The organism is Flavobacterium sp. (assembly GCF_031381455.1).
In the GTDB taxonomy this organism is placed as follows: Bacteria; Bacteroidota; Bacteroidia; order Flavobacteriales; family Flavobacteriaceae; genus Flavobacterium.
In genome coordinates this window covers 1-22392 of the sequence record NZ_JANMXZ010000047.1, presented here as the reverse complement: position 1 = coordinate 22392, position 22392 = coordinate 1, and the positions used below count along the sequence as shown (strand labels likewise).

General features: G+C 34.1%; 22 protein-coding genes and 2 pseudogenes. 16 read left to right on the top strand and 8 right to left on the bottom strand.

The window, feature by feature from the left end; all coding sequences use genetic code 11:
- Window positions 1–134 precede the first annotated feature (134 nt).
- Window positions 135–905, top strand: coding sequence for a hypothetical protein (locus RMN97_RS11800; RefSeq protein WP_309614723.1), 771 nt, complete (start codon window positions 135–137; stop codon window positions 903–905).
- Window positions 906–911: 6 nt separating this feature from the next.
- Window positions 912–1658, top strand: coding sequence for a glycosyltransferase (locus RMN97_RS11795; RefSeq protein WP_309614722.1), 747 nt, complete (start codon window positions 912–914; stop codon window positions 1656–1658).
- Here the strand turns inward: RMN97_RS11795 and RMN97_RS11790 are convergent, their stop codons facing one another.
- The 3 genes from RMN97_RS11790 to RMN97_RS11780 form a co-directional block, all read right to left on the bottom strand.
- A complete protein-coding gene (locus tag RMN97_RS11790; protein ID WP_309614721.1) occupies window positions 1659–3008 on the bottom strand; it encodes a glycosyltransferase family 39 protein in 1350 nt (449 codons plus the stop codon).
- An 85-nt stretch (window positions 3009–3093) separates the two neighbouring features.
- Window positions 3094–4287, bottom strand: a complete 1194-nt coding sequence (gene sucC, locus RMN97_RS11785; protein ID WP_309614720.1) for an ADP-forming succinate--CoA ligase subunit beta — start codon at window positions 4285–4287, stop codon at window positions 3094–3096.
- Between the two features lie 147 nt (window positions 4288–4434).
- Window positions 4435–5163: a biotin--[acetyl-CoA-carboxylase] ligase gene (locus tag RMN97_RS11780; RefSeq protein ID WP_309614719.1), complete on the bottom strand. Its 729-nt coding sequence runs from the start codon at window positions 5161–5163 to the stop codon at window positions 4435–4437.
- Between the two features lie 91 nt (window positions 5164–5254).
- Between RMN97_RS11780 and rsfS the strand changes: the two are divergent.
- From rsfS to RMN97_RS11745, 7 genes and pseudogenes are all read left to right on the top strand, one after another.
- Window positions 5255–5626: pseudogene (gene rsfS / locus RMN97_RS11775) on the top strand (ribosome silencing factor).
- A gap of 21 nt (window positions 5627–5647) precedes the next feature.
- Window positions 5648–7567, top strand: coding sequence for an ATP-dependent zinc metalloprotease FtsH (gene ftsH / locus RMN97_RS11770; RefSeq protein WP_309614718.1), 1920 nt, complete (start codon window positions 5648–5650; stop codon window positions 7565–7567).
- Window positions 7568–7681: 114 nt separating this feature from the next.
- Window positions 7682–8287, top strand: coding sequence for an LUD domain-containing protein (locus RMN97_RS11765; RefSeq protein WP_309614717.1), 606 nt, complete (start codon window positions 7682–7684; stop codon window positions 8285–8287).
- 1 nt (window position 8288) lies between these two features.
- Window positions 8289–9113 carry a phosphatidate cytidylyltransferase gene (locus tag RMN97_RS11760; RefSeq protein WP_309614716.1) on the top strand — a complete coding sequence of 275 codons (825 nt, stop codon included), beginning with the start codon at window positions 8289–8291 and terminating at the stop codon, window positions 9111–9113.
- Window positions 9103–9756, top strand: coding sequence for a phosphatidylserine decarboxylase family protein (locus RMN97_RS11755; protein WP_309614715.1), 654 nt, complete (start codon window positions 9103–9105; stop codon window positions 9754–9756). The genes RMN97_RS11760 and RMN97_RS11755 overlap by 11 nt, the downstream gene beginning before the upstream one ends.
- A 6-nt stretch (window positions 9757–9762) precedes the next feature.
- Window positions 9763–10038, top strand: a complete 276-nt coding sequence (locus RMN97_RS11750) for an acyl-CoA-binding protein (protein ID WP_309614714.1) — start codon at window positions 9763–9765, stop codon at window positions 10036–10038.
- A 3-nt stretch (window positions 10039–10041) separates the two neighbouring features.
- Window positions 10042–10818 (top strand): superoxide dismutase, encoded by a 777-nt coding sequence (locus tag RMN97_RS11745; protein ID WP_309614713.1) that lies wholly within the window; start codon window positions 10042–10044, stop codon window positions 10816–10818.
- 37 nt (window positions 10819–10855) lie between these two features.
- On the opposite strand, the gene RMN97_RS11740 is transcribed toward RMN97_RS11745, so the two are convergent.
- Both RMN97_RS11740 and RMN97_RS11735 read right to left on the bottom strand, forming a co-directional pair.
- The gene (locus RMN97_RS11740) at window positions 10856–12436 is read right to left on the bottom strand and encodes an NADP-dependent glyceraldehyde-3-phosphate dehydrogenase (RefSeq protein WP_309614712.1); all 1581 of its coding nucleotides are present in this window, start codon (window positions 12434–12436) and stop codon (window positions 10856–10858) included.
- A 300-nt stretch (window positions 12437–12736) separates the two neighbouring features.
- Entirely contained in the window at window positions 12737–12916 is a 180-nt protein-coding gene (locus RMN97_RS11735) for a hypothetical protein (RefSeq protein WP_309614711.1), read from the bottom strand.
- Between the two features lie 134 nt (window positions 12917–13050).
- On the opposite strand from RMN97_RS11735, the gene RMN97_RS11730 reads away from it, so the two are divergent.
- Complete coding sequence (locus RMN97_RS11730; RefSeq protein WP_309614710.1) at window positions 13051–13944, top strand: hypothetical protein; 894 nt, start codon at window positions 13051–13053, stop codon at window positions 13942–13944.
- 6 nt (window positions 13945–13950) lie between these two features.
- Here the strand turns inward: RMN97_RS11730 and RMN97_RS11725 are convergent, their stop codons facing one another.
- Window positions 13951–15522: an FAD-dependent protein gene (locus RMN97_RS11725; RefSeq protein WP_309614709.1), complete on the bottom strand. Its 1572-nt coding sequence runs from the start codon at window positions 15520–15522 to the stop codon at window positions 13951–13953.
- A gap of 102 nt (window positions 15523–15624) precedes the next feature.
- Here RMN97_RS11725 and RMN97_RS11720 point away from each other — a divergent pair, with 102 nt between their 5' ends.
- Complete coding sequence (locus RMN97_RS11720) at window positions 15625–15864, top strand: hypothetical protein (protein ID WP_309614708.1); 240 nt, start codon at window positions 15625–15627, stop codon at window positions 15862–15864.
- 59 nt (window positions 15865–15923) lie between these two features.
- On the opposite strand, the gene RMN97_RS11715 is transcribed toward RMN97_RS11720, so the two are convergent.
- On the bottom strand, window positions 15924–18119 hold the full coding sequence (locus tag RMN97_RS11715) for a RecQ family ATP-dependent DNA helicase (RefSeq protein ID WP_309614707.1): 2196 nt from the start codon (window positions 18117–18119) through the stop codon (window positions 15924–15926).
- Between the two features lie 85 nt (window positions 18120–18204).
- Here RMN97_RS11715 and RMN97_RS11710 point away from each other — a divergent pair, with 85 nt between their 5' ends.
- The 4 genes from RMN97_RS11710 to lptB all read left to right on the top strand — a co-directional run bounded on the left by RMN97_RS11710 (window position 18205) and on the right by lptB (window position 21182).
- A complete protein-coding gene (locus RMN97_RS11710) occupies window positions 18205–19170 on the top strand; it encodes a KpsF/GutQ family sugar-phosphate isomerase (protein ID WP_309614706.1) in 966 nt (321 codons plus the stop codon).
- A complete protein-coding gene (tatC, locus tag RMN97_RS11705; RefSeq protein WP_309614705.1) occupies window positions 19170–19991 on the top strand; it encodes a twin-arginine translocase subunit TatC in 822 nt (273 codons plus the stop codon). Before RMN97_RS11710 ends, tatC begins: the two co-directional genes overlap by 1 nt.
- Entirely contained in the window at window positions 19975–20322 is a 348-nt protein-coding gene (locus tag RMN97_RS11700) for a carboxymuconolactone decarboxylase family protein (RefSeq protein WP_236400026.1), read from the top strand. The genes tatC and RMN97_RS11700 overlap by 17 nt, the downstream gene beginning before the upstream one ends.
- A gap of 116 nt (window positions 20323–20438) precedes the next feature.
- Window positions 20439–21182 (top strand): LPS export ABC transporter ATP-binding protein, encoded by a 744-nt coding sequence (lptB, locus tag RMN97_RS11695; RefSeq protein ID WP_309614704.1) that lies wholly within the window; start codon window positions 20439–20441, stop codon window positions 21180–21182.
- 104 nt (window positions 21183–21286) lie between these two features.
- On the opposite strand, the gene pssA is transcribed toward lptB, so the two are convergent.
- Window positions 21287–22003: a CDP-diacylglycerol--serine O-phosphatidyltransferase gene (gene pssA / locus RMN97_RS11690; RefSeq protein ID WP_309614703.1), complete on the bottom strand. Its 717-nt coding sequence runs from the start codon at window positions 22001–22003 to the stop codon at window positions 21287–21289.
- 111 nt (window positions 22004–22114) lie between these two features.
- On the opposite strand from pssA, the pseudogene RMN97_RS11685 reads away from it, so the two are divergent.
- Window positions 22115–22392: pseudogene (locus RMN97_RS11685) on the top strand (hypothetical protein); the annotation flags it as partial.

Genomic DNA, 22392 nt, shown 5'->3' with positions numbered 1-22392 from the left:
TTAAGTCATTTGTTTAACAATTCAACAAAATTAAGGAATTAGAAATGAAATAAAAAAGAATTATGGTAGCCTTTTCGTTAATTATTTGATAAATATTATAAGTTAATGGTATTAGGAACATAAATAAATATCTTATGCTAAAAATATTATATTTACAGCGATTAATAAATTATGCAGCATATATGGACATTAAAGAGATTCCCAGTGGTATTGACCAAGATACCCATTGGTATTATCAAAGCAAAAAAATACCTTTATTCAATTACTTTGAAAGTTTGCCAAATGACATTCAATATGATATCATTGATGTGGGCTCTGGTACAGGTTTTTTTGCCGAAGAACTTTTAAGAGCCTTTCCCTATAAAATTTATCGTTGCTATTTGATTGATACCGAATATACTGCAGACGAAATTAAAAGTTCGGCAAACACTCGATTAATTAAACAGAATAAGATTCCAAATGTGATTTCCAATTCCTTAGTGGTCATGATGGATGTTTTGGAACATTTGGAAGACGACAAAAAAATGCTTAATGAAATTATGGTAAATGCTGTAAATCAGAATTATTTCTTTATAACTGTTCCTGCGTTCAAATCCCTGTGGTCGGTACATGATGAATATCTATGCCACTTCAGACGATATACTATTTCTTCACTCAGAAAAGTTTTAACCGATAGCAACTATAAAACCAACTCTATTTATTACCTCTATGGAATTTTATTTCCATTGGTTTGGTTAGGGAGGAAAATATCGAATTTATTGCCAAATCCGGAAATAAAATCTGAGATGAAAGCGGCACACCCTCTTTTAAATAAAATTCTATTTTCGATATGCCGTTTCGACGCGAATCATCTGACTAAAAATAAACTCATGGGAGTAAGCTGTGTTGCTTATGGAAAATTTTAATGCATAATGGAGTGTAAATTTAAAGTCGGTATCATTGTTCCTTGCTATAATGAAGCAAAGAGAATTTCTCTTGGGAATTTCGACACACATGTTGTATCACACTCAGATCACTTTTTCTGCTTTGTAAATGATGGAAGTTCTGATGGTACTTTAGAATTATTGGAACAATTTGCAATAAGGTATCCAAAGCAAGTTTATGTTGTTAACAATGAAAACAATTTGGGTAAAGCAGAGTCTGTTCGTAAAGGTGTGAATTATATGTTCTTACTTGGAAAGTTTGATATAATTGGATTCATTGATGCTGACTTAGCAACACCTCTTTTCGAAATTGACGAAACCATAAAAATATTCGAAAATCCCAAAAAACTTATTGCATTTGGATCTAGGATAAAACATCTTGGTGGAAATATTGAGCGAAAATTTATTAGATATTTGTTGGGCAGAATCTTCGCAACTGTAGTAAGCAACTGGCTAATAAAAACACCTGTTTATGATACACAATGCGGTTTCAAATTTTTCAGATCAACAATAATTGACGACATTTTTTTCAAACCTTTTGTATCTAAATGGTTTTTTGATATTGAGCTGTTTTGCCGAACTATTCAAACCTACAAAAACATTGATATAAATGAGATCTCCCAGGAAAGATTCCTAAATACATGGCAAGATGTAAAAGGTTCCAAAATAAAACTGAGTGATTATTTTAAAGTTCCTTTAGAATTAATAAAGCTTAAACTCCACTACAGAATATAACTAATTAGGGAAAACAAACTTTGAAATAAAGTTCATTTTTCTTCGTACCCAACCTATACTGTATAATCCAGCCGCACTCATCAAATACAATGATACTCTTGCAGGAAACATATAGCGTGGCTCCATGTACATCATTCCGTGAAAAAGGAGGAGTCCTAATGTTATGGACCACAGCGGCCAATATTTTAATAAATCTTTTGTTTTGAATAAAAAAACTAGGCTTCCAATGACAATGAGGATATTAATAAGGTTGACAACAAACAAAAATGCCCAATACAAGAATGGCCCTTTAAGTGGCCCTAAATGGAAGTTTTGAGGCGATATACTGTTGACTATATATACCTGCCCGAACAGAGATTTTATGAAAAATTGTCTAGTAGTCGTAAACGGATGTTCAAGAATATCATTAATCAAATATTCCCGATAAACTTCCGAATTCGTTTTGCCTGTTTTTATTCTGTAAATATCTAAATCTTTTGCCTTTAATTTCCAGTTTTTATAATCCTTGCTATCGGGGCGGATATCGTCATCCCAAAATCTAAAATCAAATGGCTCTTCCCGAAACTGGTATCTACCCTGATGTGCTACGAAATAAAACAAGCCTTCCTGGTCATATACTTTTTTATTTTCATTTACTCTACTAGCCAGCTTTAAGGTTGCAAAGCAAGACAATCCACAAAGAATCAAAGTATAAAATGTCCTCTTGCCAAATGTAACCAGAAAGTCTTTCCTTTTGAAAAATGAATACCCTAAAACCAAAAATCCCAATACAAGGATTAAGAGTGCATTTGGCCTGCACATAATCAACAACCACAACCCAAATCCAAATAGCAACCAATTAGAAAACCTTAAGGGATCGGAATAAACATTAGACCAAGCAAAAGCAATAACTGAAGCTGCAAAAAAAACTGGTATTTCTGCAGTTATTCCCAAAACATAATAAAAATGAATCGGGAATAAAAACAGCAATAAGATAGAAACCAAAGCTGTTTTTTCATCAAATAAATTACGGGCCGCCCTGTAAATCAGCATCAAGCTTATTGTTATTAAAATAAAATTTATGGCAACACCTCTATACCATAAGTCCATGTCTATTGGATTAGCAGAAGTAAACATAAATGATGGGGCATAAATAAAGACAGGCGCCGGTGCTTTGGTGAGTTTTACTTGCTCATAACCCACTTCTCCTTTTAAAAATAAAGCCATCGATTTAGCCTCATCAAAGAAAGAATCCTTATCACCAAAAGGTTTTGCTTTGAAAGGAAGATTAATAACAACAAGCATCATCAAAGATGAAATCAAAATGATACCGATGTTTATTCTTTTGGTTAAAAAATTAATTGCACTCATTTGTGTGAAGTATGAAATAATGTCGAAAAATAATAAAAAATCCCGAGCTTTAACTCAGGATTTTAATTCAAACTATATTTTATGCTTAGGATAAAGCAGCTTTAACTTGGTCAGCAGCTTCTTGGAATTGCACTGCTGATAAAATTGGCATTCCTGAATTATCTATTAATTCTTTTGCGATTTCAGCATTGGTTCCCTGAAGACGCACAATGATTGGCACTTTTATAGCATCGCCCATGTTTTTATAGGCATCAACAACACCTTGAGCTACTCGGTCGCAACGAACAATTCCACCAAAAATATTAATCAAAATTGCTTTTACGTTTGGATCTTTTAAGATAATTCTAAACGCAGTTTCGACACGTTTTGCATCAGCAGTTCCACCAACGTCAAGGAAATTTGCCGGCTCAAAACCTGCATATTTAATCAAATCCATTGTTGCCATTGCTAATCCGGCACCATTAACCATACAGCCAACAGTTCCGTCAAGGTCAACATAGTTTAGACCGACTTCTTTGGCTTCCACTTCAATTGGATTTTCTTCACGAATGTCACGCATATCAGCATATTTTGCTTGACGATACAAGGAATTGTCATCAATATTTACTTTGGCATCAACAGCCATAATTTTATTATCCGACGTTTTTAAAACTGGATTAATTTCAAACATGGAAGCATCAGAACCTACATAAGCGTTGTATAATGAGTCAACAAACTTTACCATTTCTTTGAAAGCGTTTCCTGAAAGTCCAAGATTGAAAGCAATTCTACGTGCTTGAAAACCTTGTAATCCAACCGATGGATCGATTTCTTCTGTAAAGATTAAATGTGGTGTATGTTCCGCAACTTCTTCGATATCCATTCCACCTTCAGTAGAATACATAATCATGTTTCTTGCTTTTGCTCTGTTCAAAAGAACAGACACATAAAACTCTTTGGTTTCACTTTCTCCTGGATAATAAACATCTTCAGCAATCAAAACTTTGTGCACTCGCTTTCCTTCCGGTGGAGTCTGAGGTGTTTTTAACATCATTCCAATAATTTGTTCTGCTATTTCTTCAACCTGTTGCAAGTTTTTTGCCAATTTTACGCCACCGCCTTTACCTCTTCCACCAGCGTGAATTTGTGCTTTGATAACGTGCCAGCCAGTTCCTGTTTCAGCCGTCAATTGTTTTGCAGCAGCCACGGCTTCAATCGGACTATTAGCAACAATACCGCGCTGAACGCGAACGCCATAGCTGGCTAAAATTTCTTTACCTTGATATTCGTGTATGTTCATTATTATATGTTTGTTTAGATGAAAAGCTGATAGTAATTGAGCAAATTGTGGCACAAAAATAATTAAAATCAAATTATCAATGCTAATCTATTTCTGCTAATTTTCAATATTTAATAAAAAGATTTTAAAAAAAGGGAGTAACCCATATCAATAGAGCATTTTCACCTCTTTAACTTCAAAATGGGTTAGGCTGTCATCATTTAGCAAAACCTCAAGTTTTCCATCGCGGGTAACTTTTTTGATTATGCCCATAAATCGATTACCATTTTTATCTTCAAAAGGCGATGGATAATCCTTTTTGTATAAATTTTCATGATATGCTGACCAAAGCAAATCAGCATCTTGATTTAAAGTTAGTCTATTTGCTTCCAAAGAATCTTTTAAAAGTAGGGCAATTTCTTCAAGTTCATAAGTCTTACCTGTAATGCACTTTAAAGAACTGGCTTGAGGAAGGTTTTCAAAATTGGTTTGGTTTAAATTTAATCCAATACCAACAATTGCGGTAAAACAGCCTTCCGTTTTTACGATGTTTTCAATGAGAATTCCTGCCACTTTTTTAGAATCTGCCATAATGTCGTTGGGCCACTTTATGGCAACATTTGGTATTTGAATATTCTTTAAAACCTTTATTACTGACAGTGCGACTGTAATATTAAAATCGTATATGTTTTGATTTTTGAAATGGACATGTTTAACCAAAATACTCATAGTAAGGTTTTTACCTGGTTCAGAAATCCATTTTGCTCCCATTTGCCCTTTGCCTTTGGTTTGTTCGTTGGCCAGTACAATAGTATAATCTTCGACTGCAGATTCTTTAAACAATTGCTTTAAAAAGTCATTCGTCGAATCTATGGCATCGAGTTTGATTAAAGGCATATCAGAAAGGTAAATATTAATGAATTTATAACTTTTGTTCAGCAAAAATAAAGACAAAAAGTAATACATTTGCAAAACATATATAATATAAATGACGAAGAAAACGGTTAACACAGATGTTCTTTTGGCGAACATCATAAAAGGCATAGAAGAAGTAAAAGGAAATGATATTGACATCCTCGATTTGAGAGCCATTGATACAGCAGTTTGTGATTATTTCATAATCTGTAATGGAAGTTCGAATACACAAGTTAACGCGATTGTTAACTCCATCCAAAAATTAGTTTCTAAAGAATTAAAAGATAAACCTTGGCACGTTGAAGGAACGGATAATGCCGAATGGGTTTTAATGGATTATGTAAACATTGTAGTTCATGTTTTCCAAAATCAAATTCGCTAATTCTATAACATAGAAGGGCTTTGGGGCGATGCCAAAATAACTACTATTCAAAATAAATATTAAAAATTGTTCATACCATAAAAAATGGCTAACGAAAAAAAACCTAATAATTTTAAAATAAGTCCGTGGTTAATTTACGTAGTAGTAATTATCGGATTCATTGCACTTAATTACTTCGGTGGTTCTGGTTTTCAAGACACTACTAAAATATCGTACTCTAAATTCAATGAGTATTTAAACAAAGGGCAAATTGAAAAAGTAATCATCTACAACAAAACGGAAGGTGAAGCTTACTTAACCAAAGAAGCTTTGAAAGACAAGGCAAATGTCAAAGTAGCAAAAGACATGATGGGCAGTGTAAACAAAGGGCCACACTACTCTTTCGATATAGGAAACGATGAAGTTTTTCAAAACAATATTGAAAAGGCAAAGGCAGATGGAAAAATTAAAGATTTCGATTTCAAAGGCAAAAGCAATTGGGGTGAACTTTTAATGACCTTATTACCTTTTGTTATCATCATTGGTTTATGGGTATTGATTATGCGCAGAATGTCTGGCGGTGCTGGTGGTGGTGGCGGACAAATCTTCAATATTGGAAAATCGAGAGCTAAGCTTTTTGATGAAAAAACAGAAGTTAAAACCACTTTTAAAGACGTTGCCGGATTAGAAGGAGCTAAAGAAGAGATACAGGAAATTGTAGAATTTCTTAAGACTCCTGAAAAGTATACCATTTTGGGTGGTAAAATTCCAAAAGGCGCACTCTTAGTTGGTCCTCCTGGAACCGGAAAAACATTATTAGCAAAAGCCGTTGCCGGTGAAGCTAAAGTTCCTTTTTTCTCTTTATCGGGTTCCGATTTTGTTGAAATGTTTGTTGGAGTTGGTGCTTCCCGTGTTAGAGATTTATTCAAACAAGCCAAAGATAAAGCGCCATCCATAATCTTTATTGATGAAATTGATGCTGTTGGTAGAGCAAGAGGAAAAAACAATATGTCGGGCGGTAATGATGAACGCGAAAATACATTGAATCAATTGCTTACAGAAATGGATGGTTTTGGGACCAATACACACGTAATTGTGATCGCAGCAACCAACAGAGCCGATGTTTTAGACAAAGCTTTGATGCGTGCAGGACGTTTTGACAGACAAATTTATGTTGACTTACCGGACATCAGAGAAAGAAAAGAAATCTTTGAAGTACACTTGGCTCCGCTTAAAAAAGTAGAAGGTTTGGATACCGAATTTTTAGCCAAACAAACTCCAGGTTTTTCGGGTGCAGATATTGCTAACGTATGTAACGAAGCAGCCTTAATTGCAGCTAGAAATAATAAAACTGCGGTTGATAAACAAGACTTTTTAGATGCCGTTGACCGAATTGTTGGTGGATTAGAAAAGAAAAATAAAATCGTAACCACCGAAGAAAAACACGCTATTGCCGTTCACGAAGCGGGTCACGCAACCGTAAGTTGGATGCTCGAACATGCTGCTCCTTTAATAAAAGTGACTATTGTTCCAAGGGGACAAAGTTTAGGTGCTGCTTGGTATTTACCAGAAGAAAGATTAATTGTTCGTCCGGAGCAAATGCTTGATGAAATGTGTGCTACTATGGGAGGAAGAGCCGCAGAAAAAGTTATCTTCAATAAAATTTCAACCGGTGCTTTAAGCGATTTAGAAAAAGTAACCAAACAAGCACGAGCTATGGTTACCATTTATGGTCTGAACGAAAAATTAGGTAACATTACTTATTACGATTCAACTGGACAAAGCGAATATAGTTTTTCAAAACCCTACTCAGAAGATACCGCTATGACAATTGATAAAGAGATTTCATTGCTGATTGAAAATGAATATCAAAGAGCCATAAAAATCTTGGAGGATAACAAAGATAAATTGGAGCAGCTTGCTGCCATCTTAATAGAGAAAGAAGTGATTTTCAAAGACGATTTGGAAACTATTTTTGGAAAAAGACTTTTCAATATTCCGGCAGAGGAAACCGATATAGTATAATCAGTACCGTTTTTAACATTTTTTTAAAATCTTAATTCAAAACTTACTTTTGAATTAAGATTTTTTTATCTTTGGAGGATTTCAATTTTAAACCTAGATTATACCAAAACAAGCATGAGTCTTTTCAGAAAAATTTTTGGCACCGGTAATGATGCCTCTGACGAAGAAAGTCAAAGCGAATTCAACAATACTCCTTCTAGCTTTTCATTACTTCCCGTAGATGAAAAGTTTACCTATAACTTTAAAAAAAATGGCGGTAAGTTTTTATATTGTGAAAACTTAAACGAAGTAAAAGATCAGTTTCTGAATATTTTAGAAGAAAATGATTGGTTCGAGTGTGAAGCCCTATGCTATGAGCCTAAACTTTATAGCATGTTGGACGAAAACAAACTGCAATACGATAAACCAGCTAGTCCAAAGTTTTTGTTTGCCAGTTGTGAGAATTTGATTGCCGATGAAGGTTCAGTGCTTTTTTCATCCAATCAAATTAAGCAAAACAAACCAAATGATTTGCCAAGCAACATCATAATTTTAGCTACAACCAGTCAAATTTTAGAAGCAAAAAGCGATGGTCTTCGAGTGATTAAAAAGAAATATGAAAAAGACTATCCAACAAATATTACCACTATAAAATATTTCGAGAAAGCAAAAGACGAAGACTTTCTTCAATATGGAAGCAGTGCAAAAAACTTGTATCTGCTGCTTCTAGAAGATTTATAAGATGAACGAATCGCTAAAGAGATTATTATCCGGTGTAGTTTATGTTGCGCTGCTTTTAATCGCTACTTCCTATTCTGTCAATAGTTTTTATCTGCTATTCGGAATTTTTATGATAATTGCTGTTTATGAATTTTGCCAGTTAATTCACTTAAACAAAATAGCACCAATTCTTTTAGGTACTGCAGCCTATTGTTTAGCCACCCGATTTAGGACCAATCAGACAAATGATGTTTTACTTTTAATCGCAACACTGTTTGTTTCTATAAAATGCTTACTGCTCCTTTTTAATTCAAAAAAAGAAAAATTCGATACGCTTTCAAAATACATATACTTGATTGGCTACGTTATTCTTCCGTTCATCATAATTACAAAAATTCCGTTTTCCTATAACATTTACAGACCCAAAATAATTATCAGTATTTTTATTCTGATTTGGACGAATGATACTTTTGCGTATATCGTTGGAAAATCAATCGGGAAACACAAACTAATCGAAAGAATATCTCCAAAAAAAACCATTGAAGGATTTATTGGTGGAATCGTATTTTCTATAATTGCTGGGATTTTAATTTCGAAATTTTATTTTCAACCCAAGCCAAATTATCTAAATACTTCAATAGTTATTTGGACAATAAGTGCTGTAATCATTGGTATATTCAGTACTTTAGGCGACTTAATAGAATCAAAATTTAAAAGAATTGCAGGTGTAAAAGACAGCGGAAACATAATGCCTGGTCACGGTGGTATTCTAGATCGGTTGGATAGTATTATATTTGTAGCACCATTTGTTTATTTGTTTTATCAAATCTTATATTATGTTTCATAAAGAAGGCGGAAAAATTATTTTAATAGCAACTACAGTAACTGTAATCATTACACTGTTTGCACCAAAGTTGACCTCTATATTATGGTTAGAAAAAACCATTCAAATTGCAGCTTTGGCTTTTCTAATACTGATTTTACAATTTTTCAGAAACCCAAACAGAAAAATAGAAGCAAACGATAAAGTCGTTCTTGCTCCAGTTGATGGAAAAGTTGTCGTTATTGAAGAAGTATTTGAAGAAGAATATTTCAAAGACAAACGTTTACAGGTTTCCATTTTTATGTCGCCTATAAATGTGCATGTTACGCGTTATGCCGTTAGTGGAAAAGTAAAATACAGTAAATACCATCCTGGAAAATATTTGGTTGCCTGGCATCCAAAAGCAAGTACCGAAAATGAAAGAACTACCGTTGTTATTGAAAACAGCGTTTTTGGTGAAATACTTTATCGTCAAATTGCTGGTGCTTTGGCTCGCAGAATAGTTAATTACGCCGAAGAAGGAATGCAGGTTCGTCAAGGCGATGATGCAGGATTTATCAAATTTGGTTCAAGAGTCGATATGTATTTCCCGTTAGGAACAAAAGTAGAAGTGAAACTTCAGCAAAATGCTATCGGAAACCAAACGGTTATTGCAATAAAAGAATAAACTGAAATGGCTGAAAAAGAATTAGATATTCGATTTCAAGAAGCAGTAGAAATTGCTTCAAAAATGTCACAATCTGAGCTTCCGCAAGATGTGCAATTGCGATTGTATGCTTATTATAAGCAATCAACTTTTGGTACCATAAGTTATAATTATTCTTCCGATTTTGACTTGCGAAATGCTTTTAAAACTAATGCCTGGATGCAAATTAGCCATTTGTCAATTGACGAAGCCAAAGAATTATATATAGAAGCAATTCATGCAATTGCCAATGATAAAAAATAGATTATGAGAAGGATTCTTTCAATTGTTTTATGCTTTTCTTTTATTCTATTGCTCCCATCATGCAAAAGAAAAAAACTTACCGAAGTTGTTGAAGTTCCATTACCATCAGCCAAAGAAAAAATCACTATTGGACAACCTGATGACGTAAGTGCTATTGATGGACAATTCTCATTAGTAAAATTACCATACGAATACAATGCGCTTTCACCAAGTATTGATATACTTACGATGGAAATGCATTATTCCAAACATTATTTGACCTATACAAATAACCTAAATAAATTAGTAGCTGAAGATCCAACATTAACCGACTTAAGCATTGAAGACATCTTAAAAAAATGTGATGGTAGCAATGCGGATTTAAAAAACAATGCTGGTGGTTATTACAATCACAGCTTGTTTTGGGAAGATATGGCACCTAAATCTGGTGGACAACCTAAAGACACCTTAGCGACACTTATAACTAGAGATTTTGGTTCATTTGAAGTCTTTAAAACACAATTTTCAGATGCTGCTGACAAACAGTTCGGTTCTGGTTGGGCTTGGTTGGTAGTTGATAAAACAGGTAAATTGGTAGTTACTAGCACACCAAATCAAGACAATCCTTTGATGCCAAAACAAATTGTTTCGGGCACACCAATTTTAAATCTTGATGTTTGGGAACACGCCTACTATTTAGATTATCAATATAAACGAAAAAGATATATTGACAACTTCTTCAAAATAATCAATTGGAAAAAAGTTTCCGAACGCTATGAGGAAGCGGTTTCAAAGAAATAAGTTACATAAAAAATCCCGATTCCTCGGGATTTTTTGGTTATAAAATATAATCTGTATTGATAAAATTAGATTCCTTACTGTTCAGTAACGCTTGCAAGATTTCGTTGTTATACGCATTGTCTTTAGACGCCACAAAGGTTCGAATAGAGAACGAACGCAAGGCATCATGAATACTCAACGTACCCACAGCCGAATCTTTTCTTCCCGTAAACGGATAAACATCCGGACCACGTTGACAAGAACTGTTTAAATTCACCCGACAAACCAAATTCACCAAAGTGTCAATAAGCGGCGCAATGGTTTTAATATCTTTTCCAAACAAACTCACTTGCTGTCCATAATTAGATTCGGCCATGTCGTTCAACGGTTCCTGAATGTCCTTAAAAGTTATAATCGGAATCACAGGTCCAAATTGTTCTTCATGATACACACGCATATTTTTATTTATCGGAAACAAAACAGCTGGAAAAATAAAGTTTTCGGTGTGTTCTCCACCTTTTGCATTAATAACTTTAGCGCCTTTACTTTTAGCGTCATCAATTAATTCCTGAATATAATCAGGTTTATCTTTTTCGGGTAACGGCGTTAATGAAACGCCTTTCTCCCATGGATTTCCAAAAGGAAGTGCATCTACTTTTTCAGTAAATCTTCGGTTAAATTCAACCACAATTGATTCATGAACATAGAGAATTTTCAGCGCAGTACAACGTTGTCCATTGAAAGACAAAGTTCCCGTAATACATTCTTGAATGGCCAAATCTAAATCGGCATCCGGAAGAATAATTGCTGGGTTTTTCGCTTCCAATCCTAAAATCAGACGCAAACGGTTTTTATTGGGATGTAAATCCTGCAAAGCAATTGCCGATTTACTATTTCCGATTAATGCCAGAATATCAACTTTTCCCGATTTCATAATTGGTGAAGCCACTTCTCTTCCTCTTCCGTAAACAATATTGATAACGCCTTTAGGAAAACTGCTTCTAAATGCTTCAAGCAATGGTGAAATCAATAAAACACCATGTTTTGCCGGTTTAAAAATCACCGTATTCCCCATTATGATAGCGGGAATTAACAATGAAAAAGTTTCATTCAACGGATAATTATAAGGACCAAGACACAACACAACTCCTAATGGTCCACGACGAACCATGGCATTAACGCCTTGGCTTTTGGTAAATCGCGCATTGTTTCTGTCTAATTCTTTATAGTCTTCGATCGTGTCATAAATGTATTCGACGGTTCTATCAAATTCCTTTTCCGAATCGCCTAACGATTTTCCGATTTCCCACATCAAATATTTGACTACTTCGCTTCGGGTAACTTTCATTTGAGTAACAAAATTTTCCATGCATTTGATGCGGTCACTAACTTTCATCGTTGGCCACAATCCTTGTCCGTTGTCATAAGCAGCAACAGCCGATTTTACAACTTCATCAGCGGCAGCTTCACTCATGGTTGGAATAGAACCTAATAATGTTGGTGCGTAGTTTTCGGTTGCCGAAATAGTAGAATAAACTTCAGAGGTTTCTCCTGTCCATTTTTTTAGTTTACCGTCAACGAGATAAGTATCTTGGTGAAGTAAATTCGTAATCTGAAATTCTGTTGGAATAGTATTCATAAAAGTTTATTTTTTATAAAAATAACATTTCTATAAAAACCACCGACAGGCTTTTATAAAAAGAAATTAACTAAAACGTTGTAATTGAAATTAATGAAATAAAATGCTTATAAACTTCGGACTTTATTCCGAAACTAAGCTTTCTAAATAAGCTAATAGTCGAGATATTATTCCTCTCTTTTTTGTCAAAGTATCATTATCAATAGAACTCTTTTCAAAGGCTTTAAAAGTAGATACAAAAAAACTTATAAAACAAATTAGCACAATGCCAGTAAATAGTAGTATATCTAAATTTTTCATCTATTTTTTTAATTTTAAATTAAAGAAAATTAATAACCCAACAATTGTAGGTGGCCATAGACCAATAAATACAGCTTTTTTAAAATTTTCTTCTACCAAATAAATATATTCTGATATAAAAATTAAAGCAATTACAACAACTAAAATAAAAAGTTCAGATTTTTTAAATTTGTTAAACATAGTTAAGGATTTTGATTATTGAAGTTAAGTATTAACAGTTGTTAATGTTCTCATTAACAATATTAAAGTAAATTTACGAAATAAAGTTTAAATAAACTGTTTAATTTATTTATAATTTTGTTAAACAAATAAATATGTCTAAATCAAACAAAGTGTTATCCTATTTTTATAACTTTTTTTTATCAGAAAAAGTCAAAGAAAAGAGTGAAACAGTTACTGTTTACATAGCAATTATTAGTTTCCTTCTACACTTATTGCTAATTTGCCTAGTAAATTTAGATATAATAAAAATTACTAGTCATTCTGAACTATTACGCAATCCAATCTCAGCCATTTATACTCCTTTTTCATTTGTACTTATTTATGAAGTCTATTTATTATTGTATTATTTACCTAAATCAACCTCGATTTATATTGGTAAACAATATGAAATAATTTCGTTAATTGTGATAAGAAGAATTTTTAAAGATTTATCACATTTAGAATTTTCGACAAATTGGTTTTCTATCAAAAATGATGTTTTATTTACAAGTGACTTAGTAGCCATACTCATTTTATTCTTTCTAATTTTTGTTTTTTATCGACTTGTTAAAGAAGGTAGTTCAAATGAGACTGAAATAGTAAATCCTGAAATAATAAAATTTATTACCTTAAAAAAAACAATCGCTACGTGTTTAGTTCCAATTCTACTAGTATTATCTATTTATAGTCTTGGCCACTGGTTGTATGAGAGTTTATTTTCTATGAGTAAGATTGTAACAGAGATTAAAGATATTAATAAAATATTTTTTGATGATTTTTTTACAATTTTGATATTAGTTGATGTGTTATTATTATTATTTTCCTTTTTACATTCTGATAAATTTAATAGAGTAATCAGAAATTCTGGCTTTATAATTTCAACTATTTTAATCAAACTGTCATTTAGCACCGAAGGAATAATGAATATTTTACTGATAGTAATGGCAATAGTATTTGGTGTTGTACTTTTGAAAATTCATAATTTATATGATACTATCAATAAATAATGCTATTTAAAGTGAACTTATTTTCAAACTTTCAGCAATCTTCAACGCACATTTTTCTCCATCGATAGCTGCCGAAATAATGCCTCCTGCAAATCCAGCGCCTTCTCCACAAGGATATAATCCTTTAATTTGTGGATGGTCTAAGGTTTCATTATCACGTGGAATCCTAACTGGTGAAGAAGTTCTGCTTTCAGGAGCATGAAGGATCGCATCATTGGTCATATAACCCCGAATTGCTTTTCCGAATTCGATAAAACCTTCTCGCATTATTTGGGTTAAAAAATCAGGAAACACCTGTCCCATTTCAACCGAAGTCGTTCCCGGAACATACGATGTTTTTGGTATGGATGCTGAAACTTTATTTTGAGTAAAATCAATCATTCGCTGTGCGGGGACTTTTTGAGTCTCTCCAGCCAAATGCCATGCTTTTTGTTCAATGCTTTTTTGAAATTCCATTCCGGAAAGTGCTCCGAATTTGGCAAAGGGTTTGAAATCTTCCAGTTTTAATTCGACAACAATACCAGAATTAGCGGTTGCTTGATCACGTTTAGAAGGTGACCAACCATTAGTCACGACTTCGCCCGGACTTGTAGCACAAGGTGCAATTACGCCACCGGGACACATGCAAAACGAATACATTCCACGACCATTAACCTGCTTTACAATGGAATAAGGCGCTGGCGGTAAATAGTCGCCACGAAAATCACAACTGTATTGAATTCTATCAATCAACTCCTGTGGATGTTCTGCACGAACGCCTAGCGCAAATGGTTTGGCTTCAATAAAAATCTTTTTCCTGTCTAACAACTCAAAGATATCACGAGCGGAATGTCCAGTGGCTAAAATTAGTTTACTGGCAGAAATAGTATCGCCATTTTGAGTAACCACGCCTTGCATTTCATTATTTTTTATAACGAAATCGGTGACACGGGTTTCGAACAAAACTTTTCCACCACATTCAATTATTTTCTCTCGAATGTCCTGAATGATTTGTGGTAATTTATTGGTTCCGATATGCGGATGCGCTTCGACTAAAATATCGGGCGTAGCACCAAAACCAACTAGCAACTGCAGAATTCTATCTACATCGCCTCGTTTTTTGGAACGCGTATATAATTTTCCGTCAGAATACGTTCCGGCACCGCCTTCGCCAAAACAATAATTCGAATCTTCATTAACAACATGGTCAACATTGATGGCTTTCAAATCGCGACGACGACCACGAACATCTTTTCCGCGTTCGATAACTATTGGTTTTAAACCCAATTCTATTAATTGCAACGCTGCAAAAAGTCCGGCCGGACCAGCACCAACAATGATTACTTCTTGCTTATTGGAAACATTTTCATAATTAGGAAGTTCAATTTTTTGTGCTGTATATTTTTCATCTATTAAATAAACCGAAACTTTAAGATTGACTTTAACAGCTTTTTGACGTGCGTCTATAGAACGTTTTAGAATCACAACTTTATGAACCAATTTTGTTGAAACACGAACTAATTGGGCCACATGTTCATTGAGCAAACTTTCGTTAGCTGCTATTTCTGGAGAAACTTGAAGTTGGAGTTCTTGTGGCATAGTTTGAATTGAATGGCAAAAATAGGAAATTGAAGTGGATTTGGTTATCTGGTTATTCGATTTAAAGTTACTAAAGTTCGTAACTTTACCGTTTTAAAAAGTATGCGACAAATAAAATTAATTTGGGATTTTCGGGGAGAAGCTTCAGCTAAAACTGCTGAACATCATGAAATTCATTTGAAGGAATACATTGCTATTGAAAAGTTTCCGATAAATAGTACTGGTTTTGAAATCAAAAATGAATTACATGCCATTGCCTATATGGTTGTTACAGACGAGAATATGATTTCCGTTAGAGATGCGTTAAAACCGCATCGTGGGGAGATTTATAGTGTTCAGTAATCAGTGTTCAGTTGGCAGTTCAATTACTGAACACTAAAAACTGAACACTGAACACTTTTTTAATTCGCCACTTCGCTTATAAATTTTATTCGCATCAAACGTAATTCTTCGATATCGTAATCGCCATCAAACTCTTTTAAAGCATCTTCTATTTTATCAGATTCAGAATCCATAAAATAGTCGTGAATTTCTTCTTGTTGGTCTTCGTCAAGGATTTCATTTACCCAATAACTGATGTTTAATTTGGTTCCGGAATAGACGATTTGTTCCATTTCTTTCAACAAATTATCCATTGTAAATCCTTTGGCTTTGGCTATATCTTCAAGCGATAATTTTCGGTCAATATTCTGAATAATGTACAATTTATTAGCCGAATTTGCTCCTGTTGATTTTACAACTAAATCATCTGGGCGAATGATTTCGTTATCTTCAACATATCTAGCAATTAAATCAACAAAATCTTTTCCGTATTTTTTTGCTTTTCCCTCACCAACTCCGTGAGTGTTTGTCAATTCATCAATGGTAATTGGATATTTCAATGCCATATCTTCTAACGATGGATCCTGAAAAACTACGAATGGAGGAACACCTAACTTCTTAGCTACTTTTTTACGCAACTCACGTAACATCGCCATCAAAGCTTCATCAGCAGTGCCTCCGACTTTTGATGCTGTTACAATGGCATCATCTTCTGCTTCATTGTATTCATGGTCTTCCGACATCATAAACGATGTTGGTTTTTGTATAAACTCATGCCCTTTGTCTGATACTTTTAAAATACCATAGGTTTCAATATCTTTAGTCAAAAGACCAGCAACCAGAACTTGTCGAATCAATGCCATCCAATAGCGTTCTTCAAATTTGCCGCCTTTCCCAAAAAAAGATTGTGTATCGGTTCTGTGTGCCTTAATCATCGCGTTAACTCTTCCGATAAGTGTAAAACAAATTTCCTTTGATTTGTATAAATACTTAGTGTCTCTAACAATTTCTAAAAGCAACTTCACTTGATCTTGTGCTTCAATTTTTGTTTTCGGATTGCGGACATTGTCATCCATATCGGCACCTTCTCCCGTTTCGCTATCAAATTCTTCACCGAAATAATGCAATAAGAATTTACGCCTCGACATCGAAGTTTCTGCGTAAGCTACAACTTCCTGCAACAAGGCAAATCCAATTTCCTGTTCAGCAACCGGTTTACCCGACATGAATTTTTCCAATTTTTCGACATCTTTATAAGAATAGTAAGCTAAGCAATGACCTTCACCTCCATCCCGACCGCCACGACCTGTTTCCTGATAATAACTTTCCAGTGATTTTGGAATATCATGGTGAATTACAAAACGAACGTCCGGTTTATCGATTCCCATTCCGAATGCGATGGTGGCAACAACCACATCAACATCTTCCATCAGAAACATGTCTTGATGTTTGGCTCTTGTTTTAGCATCCAAACCTGCGTGGTATGGCACAGCAGAAATTCCGTTAACTTGTAAAACTCCGGCTATTTCTTCTACTTTCTTCCGACTCAAACAATATATAATCCCTGATTTTCCTTTATGCTGTTTTATAAAACGAATAATATCAGACTCTATATTTTTTGTTTTGGTACGTACTTCATAAAATAAATTTGGACGATTGAATGATGCTTTAAAAGTGGTAGCATCAGACATATCCAAATTCTTAAGAATATCTTCCTGCACTTTTGGGGTAGCCGTTGCGGTCAAACCAATAACCGGAACATCGCCAATTAGTTTGATAATGGCTTTTAAATTTCGATATTCTGGTCTAAAATCGTGTCCCCATTCTGAAATACAATGCGCTTCATCTATGGCTACAAAAGAGATGGTTACATTTTGAAGAAACTCAACGTATTCTTCTTTGGTTAATGATTCAGGTGCTACGTATAATAATTTGGTAATTCCGGAGGTAATATCTTTTTTAACTTGATTTATTTCTGTTTTGGTAAGTGAGGAATTCAACACATGAGCAATACCATTTTCCGAAGACAAACTTCGAATAGCATCTACTTGATTTTTCATTAAAGCAATAAGCGGCGAAACCACAATAGCGGTTCCTTCTTGAATCAAAGCGGGCAACTGGTAACATAATGACTTTCCGCCACCTGTGGGCATTATAACAAAAGTATTATTTTGAGTAATAATGCTTTTTATAACTTGTTCTTGTAATCCTTTAAATTGGTTAAAACCAAAATATTTTTTTAATTCTTTATGAATGTCAATTTCGTTTAAATTCATTCTTTGTTAAAGGTATTTTACATAAATTTGCAAACATAAAGATACGACTTTCTTTATTACATACAAATTTTATATTGTTACAATTTTGATAAAAAAAGAAAACATTCTTGCTTCTGCCAAAAAGACAATTTTATCTGAAAGTGAATCTATTGCCAAGTTAACCGATTTTTTAGATGACAATTTTGTAAATGCACTTGAAATCATTTACAACTCAAAAGGTCGTTTAGTTGTAACCGGAATTGGTAAAAGTGCCATCATAGCCCAAAAGATTGTGGCGACATTAAACTCAACTGGAACTCCTTCCCTTTTTCTTCATGCTTCAGAAGCCATTCACGGCGATTTAGGTATGGTACAACCTGGCGACGTGGTGATTTGTATTTCAAAAAGCGGCAACAGTCCTGAGATTAAGGTTTTGGTTCCGTTGCTAAAACGATTCGGAAACAAACTGATTGCCATCACAGGAAATACAACCTCCTTTTTAGGAAAAGAAGCCGATTTTGTTTTGAATACTTATGTCGAAACAGAAGCTTGTCCTATTAATCTAGCCCCAACAAATAGCACCACAGCGCAGTTGGTTATGGGTGATGCCATTGCCGTTTGTTTGATGGAAATGAAAAACTTTACTGCAGAAGATTTTGCCAAATACCATCCTGGTGGTGCTTTAGGCAAAAAACTATTACTACGTGTTGGCGATATGCTAGATAACACTCATAAACCAATGGTTGCTCCAAACTCAACCATTAAAAATGTCATCGTTGAAATATCTGAAAAACGATTAGGAGTTACCGCTGTTATTGAAAATAATAACGTTATTGGAATTATAACGGATGGTGACATCAGAAGAATGCTGAATAAAACTGAAAATATTTCAGGATTAACAGCACAAGAGATAATGACCAAAAATCCAAAAACAATAAAATCAAATGATATGGTTAGTGATGCCTTGAATATTCTTGAAGATTTTTCGATTACGCAATTAGTCGTTGTTGATAATGGTGATTATAAAGGTGTAATTCATTTACATGACATTTTAAAAGAAGGAATCGTATAATGGCAAAGAAACAACTCAATGAAATGTCATTCTTAGATCATCTTGAAGAATTAAGATGGTTGTTAGTAAGAAGCTCCGCAGCCGTTGTCATCATGGCAACTGTGTCCTATTTTTTTGCAGATTATATTTTTTCCGAGTTAATTTTTGGCCCAACAGACCCAAGTTTTATAACCTATCGTTTTTTTTGTGACGCTTCGCATTACCTTGGTTTTGCTGATAGCATTTGTATTACCGAACTAAATTTCATTATTCAGAATACTCAAATGGAAGGTCAGGTAAATATTTTTGTTTGGATTTGTATAACCGCTGGTTTTATTTTGGCTTTCCCTTATATTCTATGGGAATTCTGGAAATTTATTAGTCCGGCCTTATATGAAAAAGAAAGAAAGAGCGCCAAACTTTTCATTTTTGTGGCTTCCATACTATTCTTTTTGGGTGTGCTTTTTGGTTATTTCGTAATCGTTCCAATGTCGGTAAATTTCCTAGCAACATTCTCCATAAGCAGCGTTGTGAAAAATCAATTTAGTATTGATTCTTATGTTAGCATGGTTAAGACGGCTGTCATTGCCAGTGGTTTATATTTTGAATTACCAATCATCATTTATTTCTTGACCAAATTAGGATTAGTAGGTCCGAGTTTCTTAAGAAAGTACAGAAAATGGTCTATTGTAATCATATTGATTATTGCAGCAATCGTTACCCCACCAGATGTTGTTAGTCAAATAACCGTTGCTGTACCCATGTTTATAATTTATGAAGGCTGTATCTGGATTTCAGCAATTGTAGAAAAAAATAAAAAGAAAGATGAGCAAACTAGTTGAAGAATTTAATGACTATCGTTCTAAAATGAACGAGAAATTATTGGCTGACAATAACAAAATTGTAAAACGAATTTTCAATCTGGACACCAATGCTTATGCAGAAGGTGCATTGGATGTAAAGACAAAAGAACTTCTCGGATTGGTGGCTTCAACAGTTTTGCGTTGTGACGATTGTATCAAATACCATTTGGAGACAAGTTATAAAGAAGGCATCACCAAAGAAGAAATGATGGAAGCCATGGGAATTGCTACTTTAGTTGGAGGAACAATTGTAATTCCACACTTGAGAAGAGCTTATGAGTTTTGGGAAGCGTTGGAAGCGGGAAGTTAGAAGATGGAAGTTTTCCAAAATTAGAGTTAAAACCATAAATCAAGCAAATGGATTTTGTTTATTTGCATTTAATAAAACTTAGCACCTTAGTTACTTAGAACCTTAGAACCTCAAACATGAAGTTAAGAGCTGAAAATTTAGTCAAAACCTACAAAGGCAGAAGTGTCGTAAAAGGCATTTCTGTTGAAGTAAATCAAGGTGAAATCGTGGGGCTTTTAGGTCCGAATGGTGCCGGAAAAACAACTTCGTTCTATATGATTGTTGGATTGGTTAAACCAAATTCAGGTAATATCTATTTGGATGACATGAATATCACGGACTTTCCAATGTACAAACGTGCCCAACACGGAATTGGTTATTTGGCACAAGAAGCTTCCGTTTTCAGAAAATTGAGTATTGAGGATAATATTTTGAGTGTTTTACAATTAACCAAACATACCAAAGAAGAGCAAATTGCCAAAATGGAAAGCCTTATAGCCGAGTTTGGATTAGAGCATATCAGAACCAATCGTGGCGATTTACTTTCTGGTGGTGAAAGAAGAAGAACCGAAATCGCGAGAGCTTTGGCAACCGACCCAAAATTTATTCTTCTTGACGAGCCTTTTGCAGGCGTTGACCCAGTGGCAGTTGAGGATATTCAGCGAATTGTTGCGCAATTAAAAAACAAAAACATCGGAATCTTAATTACCGACCACAACGTTCAGGAAACTTTGGCTATTACAGATAAAACATACTTAATGTTTGAAGGTGGAATTCTAAAAGCTGGAATTCCGGAAGAGTTGGTAGAAGACGAAATGGTGAGAAGAGTATATCTCGGACAAAACTTCGAACTTCGTAAAAAGAAGTTAGATTTTAAATAAACTATTTTCAGCAAATTTTTACCGCAGATTCGCAGATTATTTAAAAAAATCTGCGAATCTGCGGTAATTCTTTTATAGTTGAAAGTTAAGTGAGGATTAGATTTCTATACAGAAGCTTTTTTTGCAATTATATTATTGAATACCGATAGTAAAACATAGACTATAATTATCAGCGGCACCGCCAGTATTTGAAGGAAAATCAGCAACACAACTGAAAATAACAAAAAGAATATCTGCAATTTATATTTAGCAAAACTGAAATTTTTAATTTTTAATGAGAATAAAGGAATTTCGGCGTTCATTATATAAGCGCTCAAAAGTGTTAATCCAATTAAAATCCATTTATTATAAATTACTCGCGAAAAATTATCATCATAAAACGCCATGTTAATCAATGGCAAACTCGTAAAAAACAAAGCGTTAGCTGGAGTTGGCAAACCTATAAAAGAATCTGATTGTCTTTCATCAATATTAAATTTAGCTAAACGATAGCAAGCTCCGAGTGTGATAATAAAACCTATAAAAGGCAAGTAACTTTCAGTCCCAAAAGCATCAGAATCCTGCATCAATTTATACATAACAAATCCAGGCACAACTCCACTGGTAACCATATCTGCCAAAGAATCCAATTGGACCCCAAGCGGTCCGGAAACGCCAAATTTTCTAGCAAAGAAACCATCAAAAAAATCAAAGAAAATTCCAAAGCATACAAAGTAAAATGCCCAATCAAATTTATATTCTGCTACCATTACCACAGCCAAACAACCGCAAAACAGATTAAGCATTGTAAATAAGTTAGGAATCTGTGCTTTAATATTCATCTTAAATCGTTTAATATTTTAAAAGAATTACAAATTTAATACAATAAGTTAACCCTTTCTACGTTTTATATTAGAGTTTTTTATTTGATATTTGTAAAAAGAAAAATTGCCTTGAAAAAAACGATTGCTATTGCACTGCTTTTAGTTAGCCTAATTACTCATGCTCAAGCCGTTAGAAAATACTCTAACGAGTTTATGAATATTGGCGTGGATGCTGCGGCTTTGGGAATGTCAAATGCAGTAACCGCTTTTACAAGCAATGTCAATTCGGGCTATTGGAATCCGGCTGGAATTTTAAAAATTGAAGATAGTGAGGCGTCACTGATGCACGCGAGTTATTTTGCTAATATTGCCCAATACGATTATGCCGCTTATGCCAAAAAAATAGA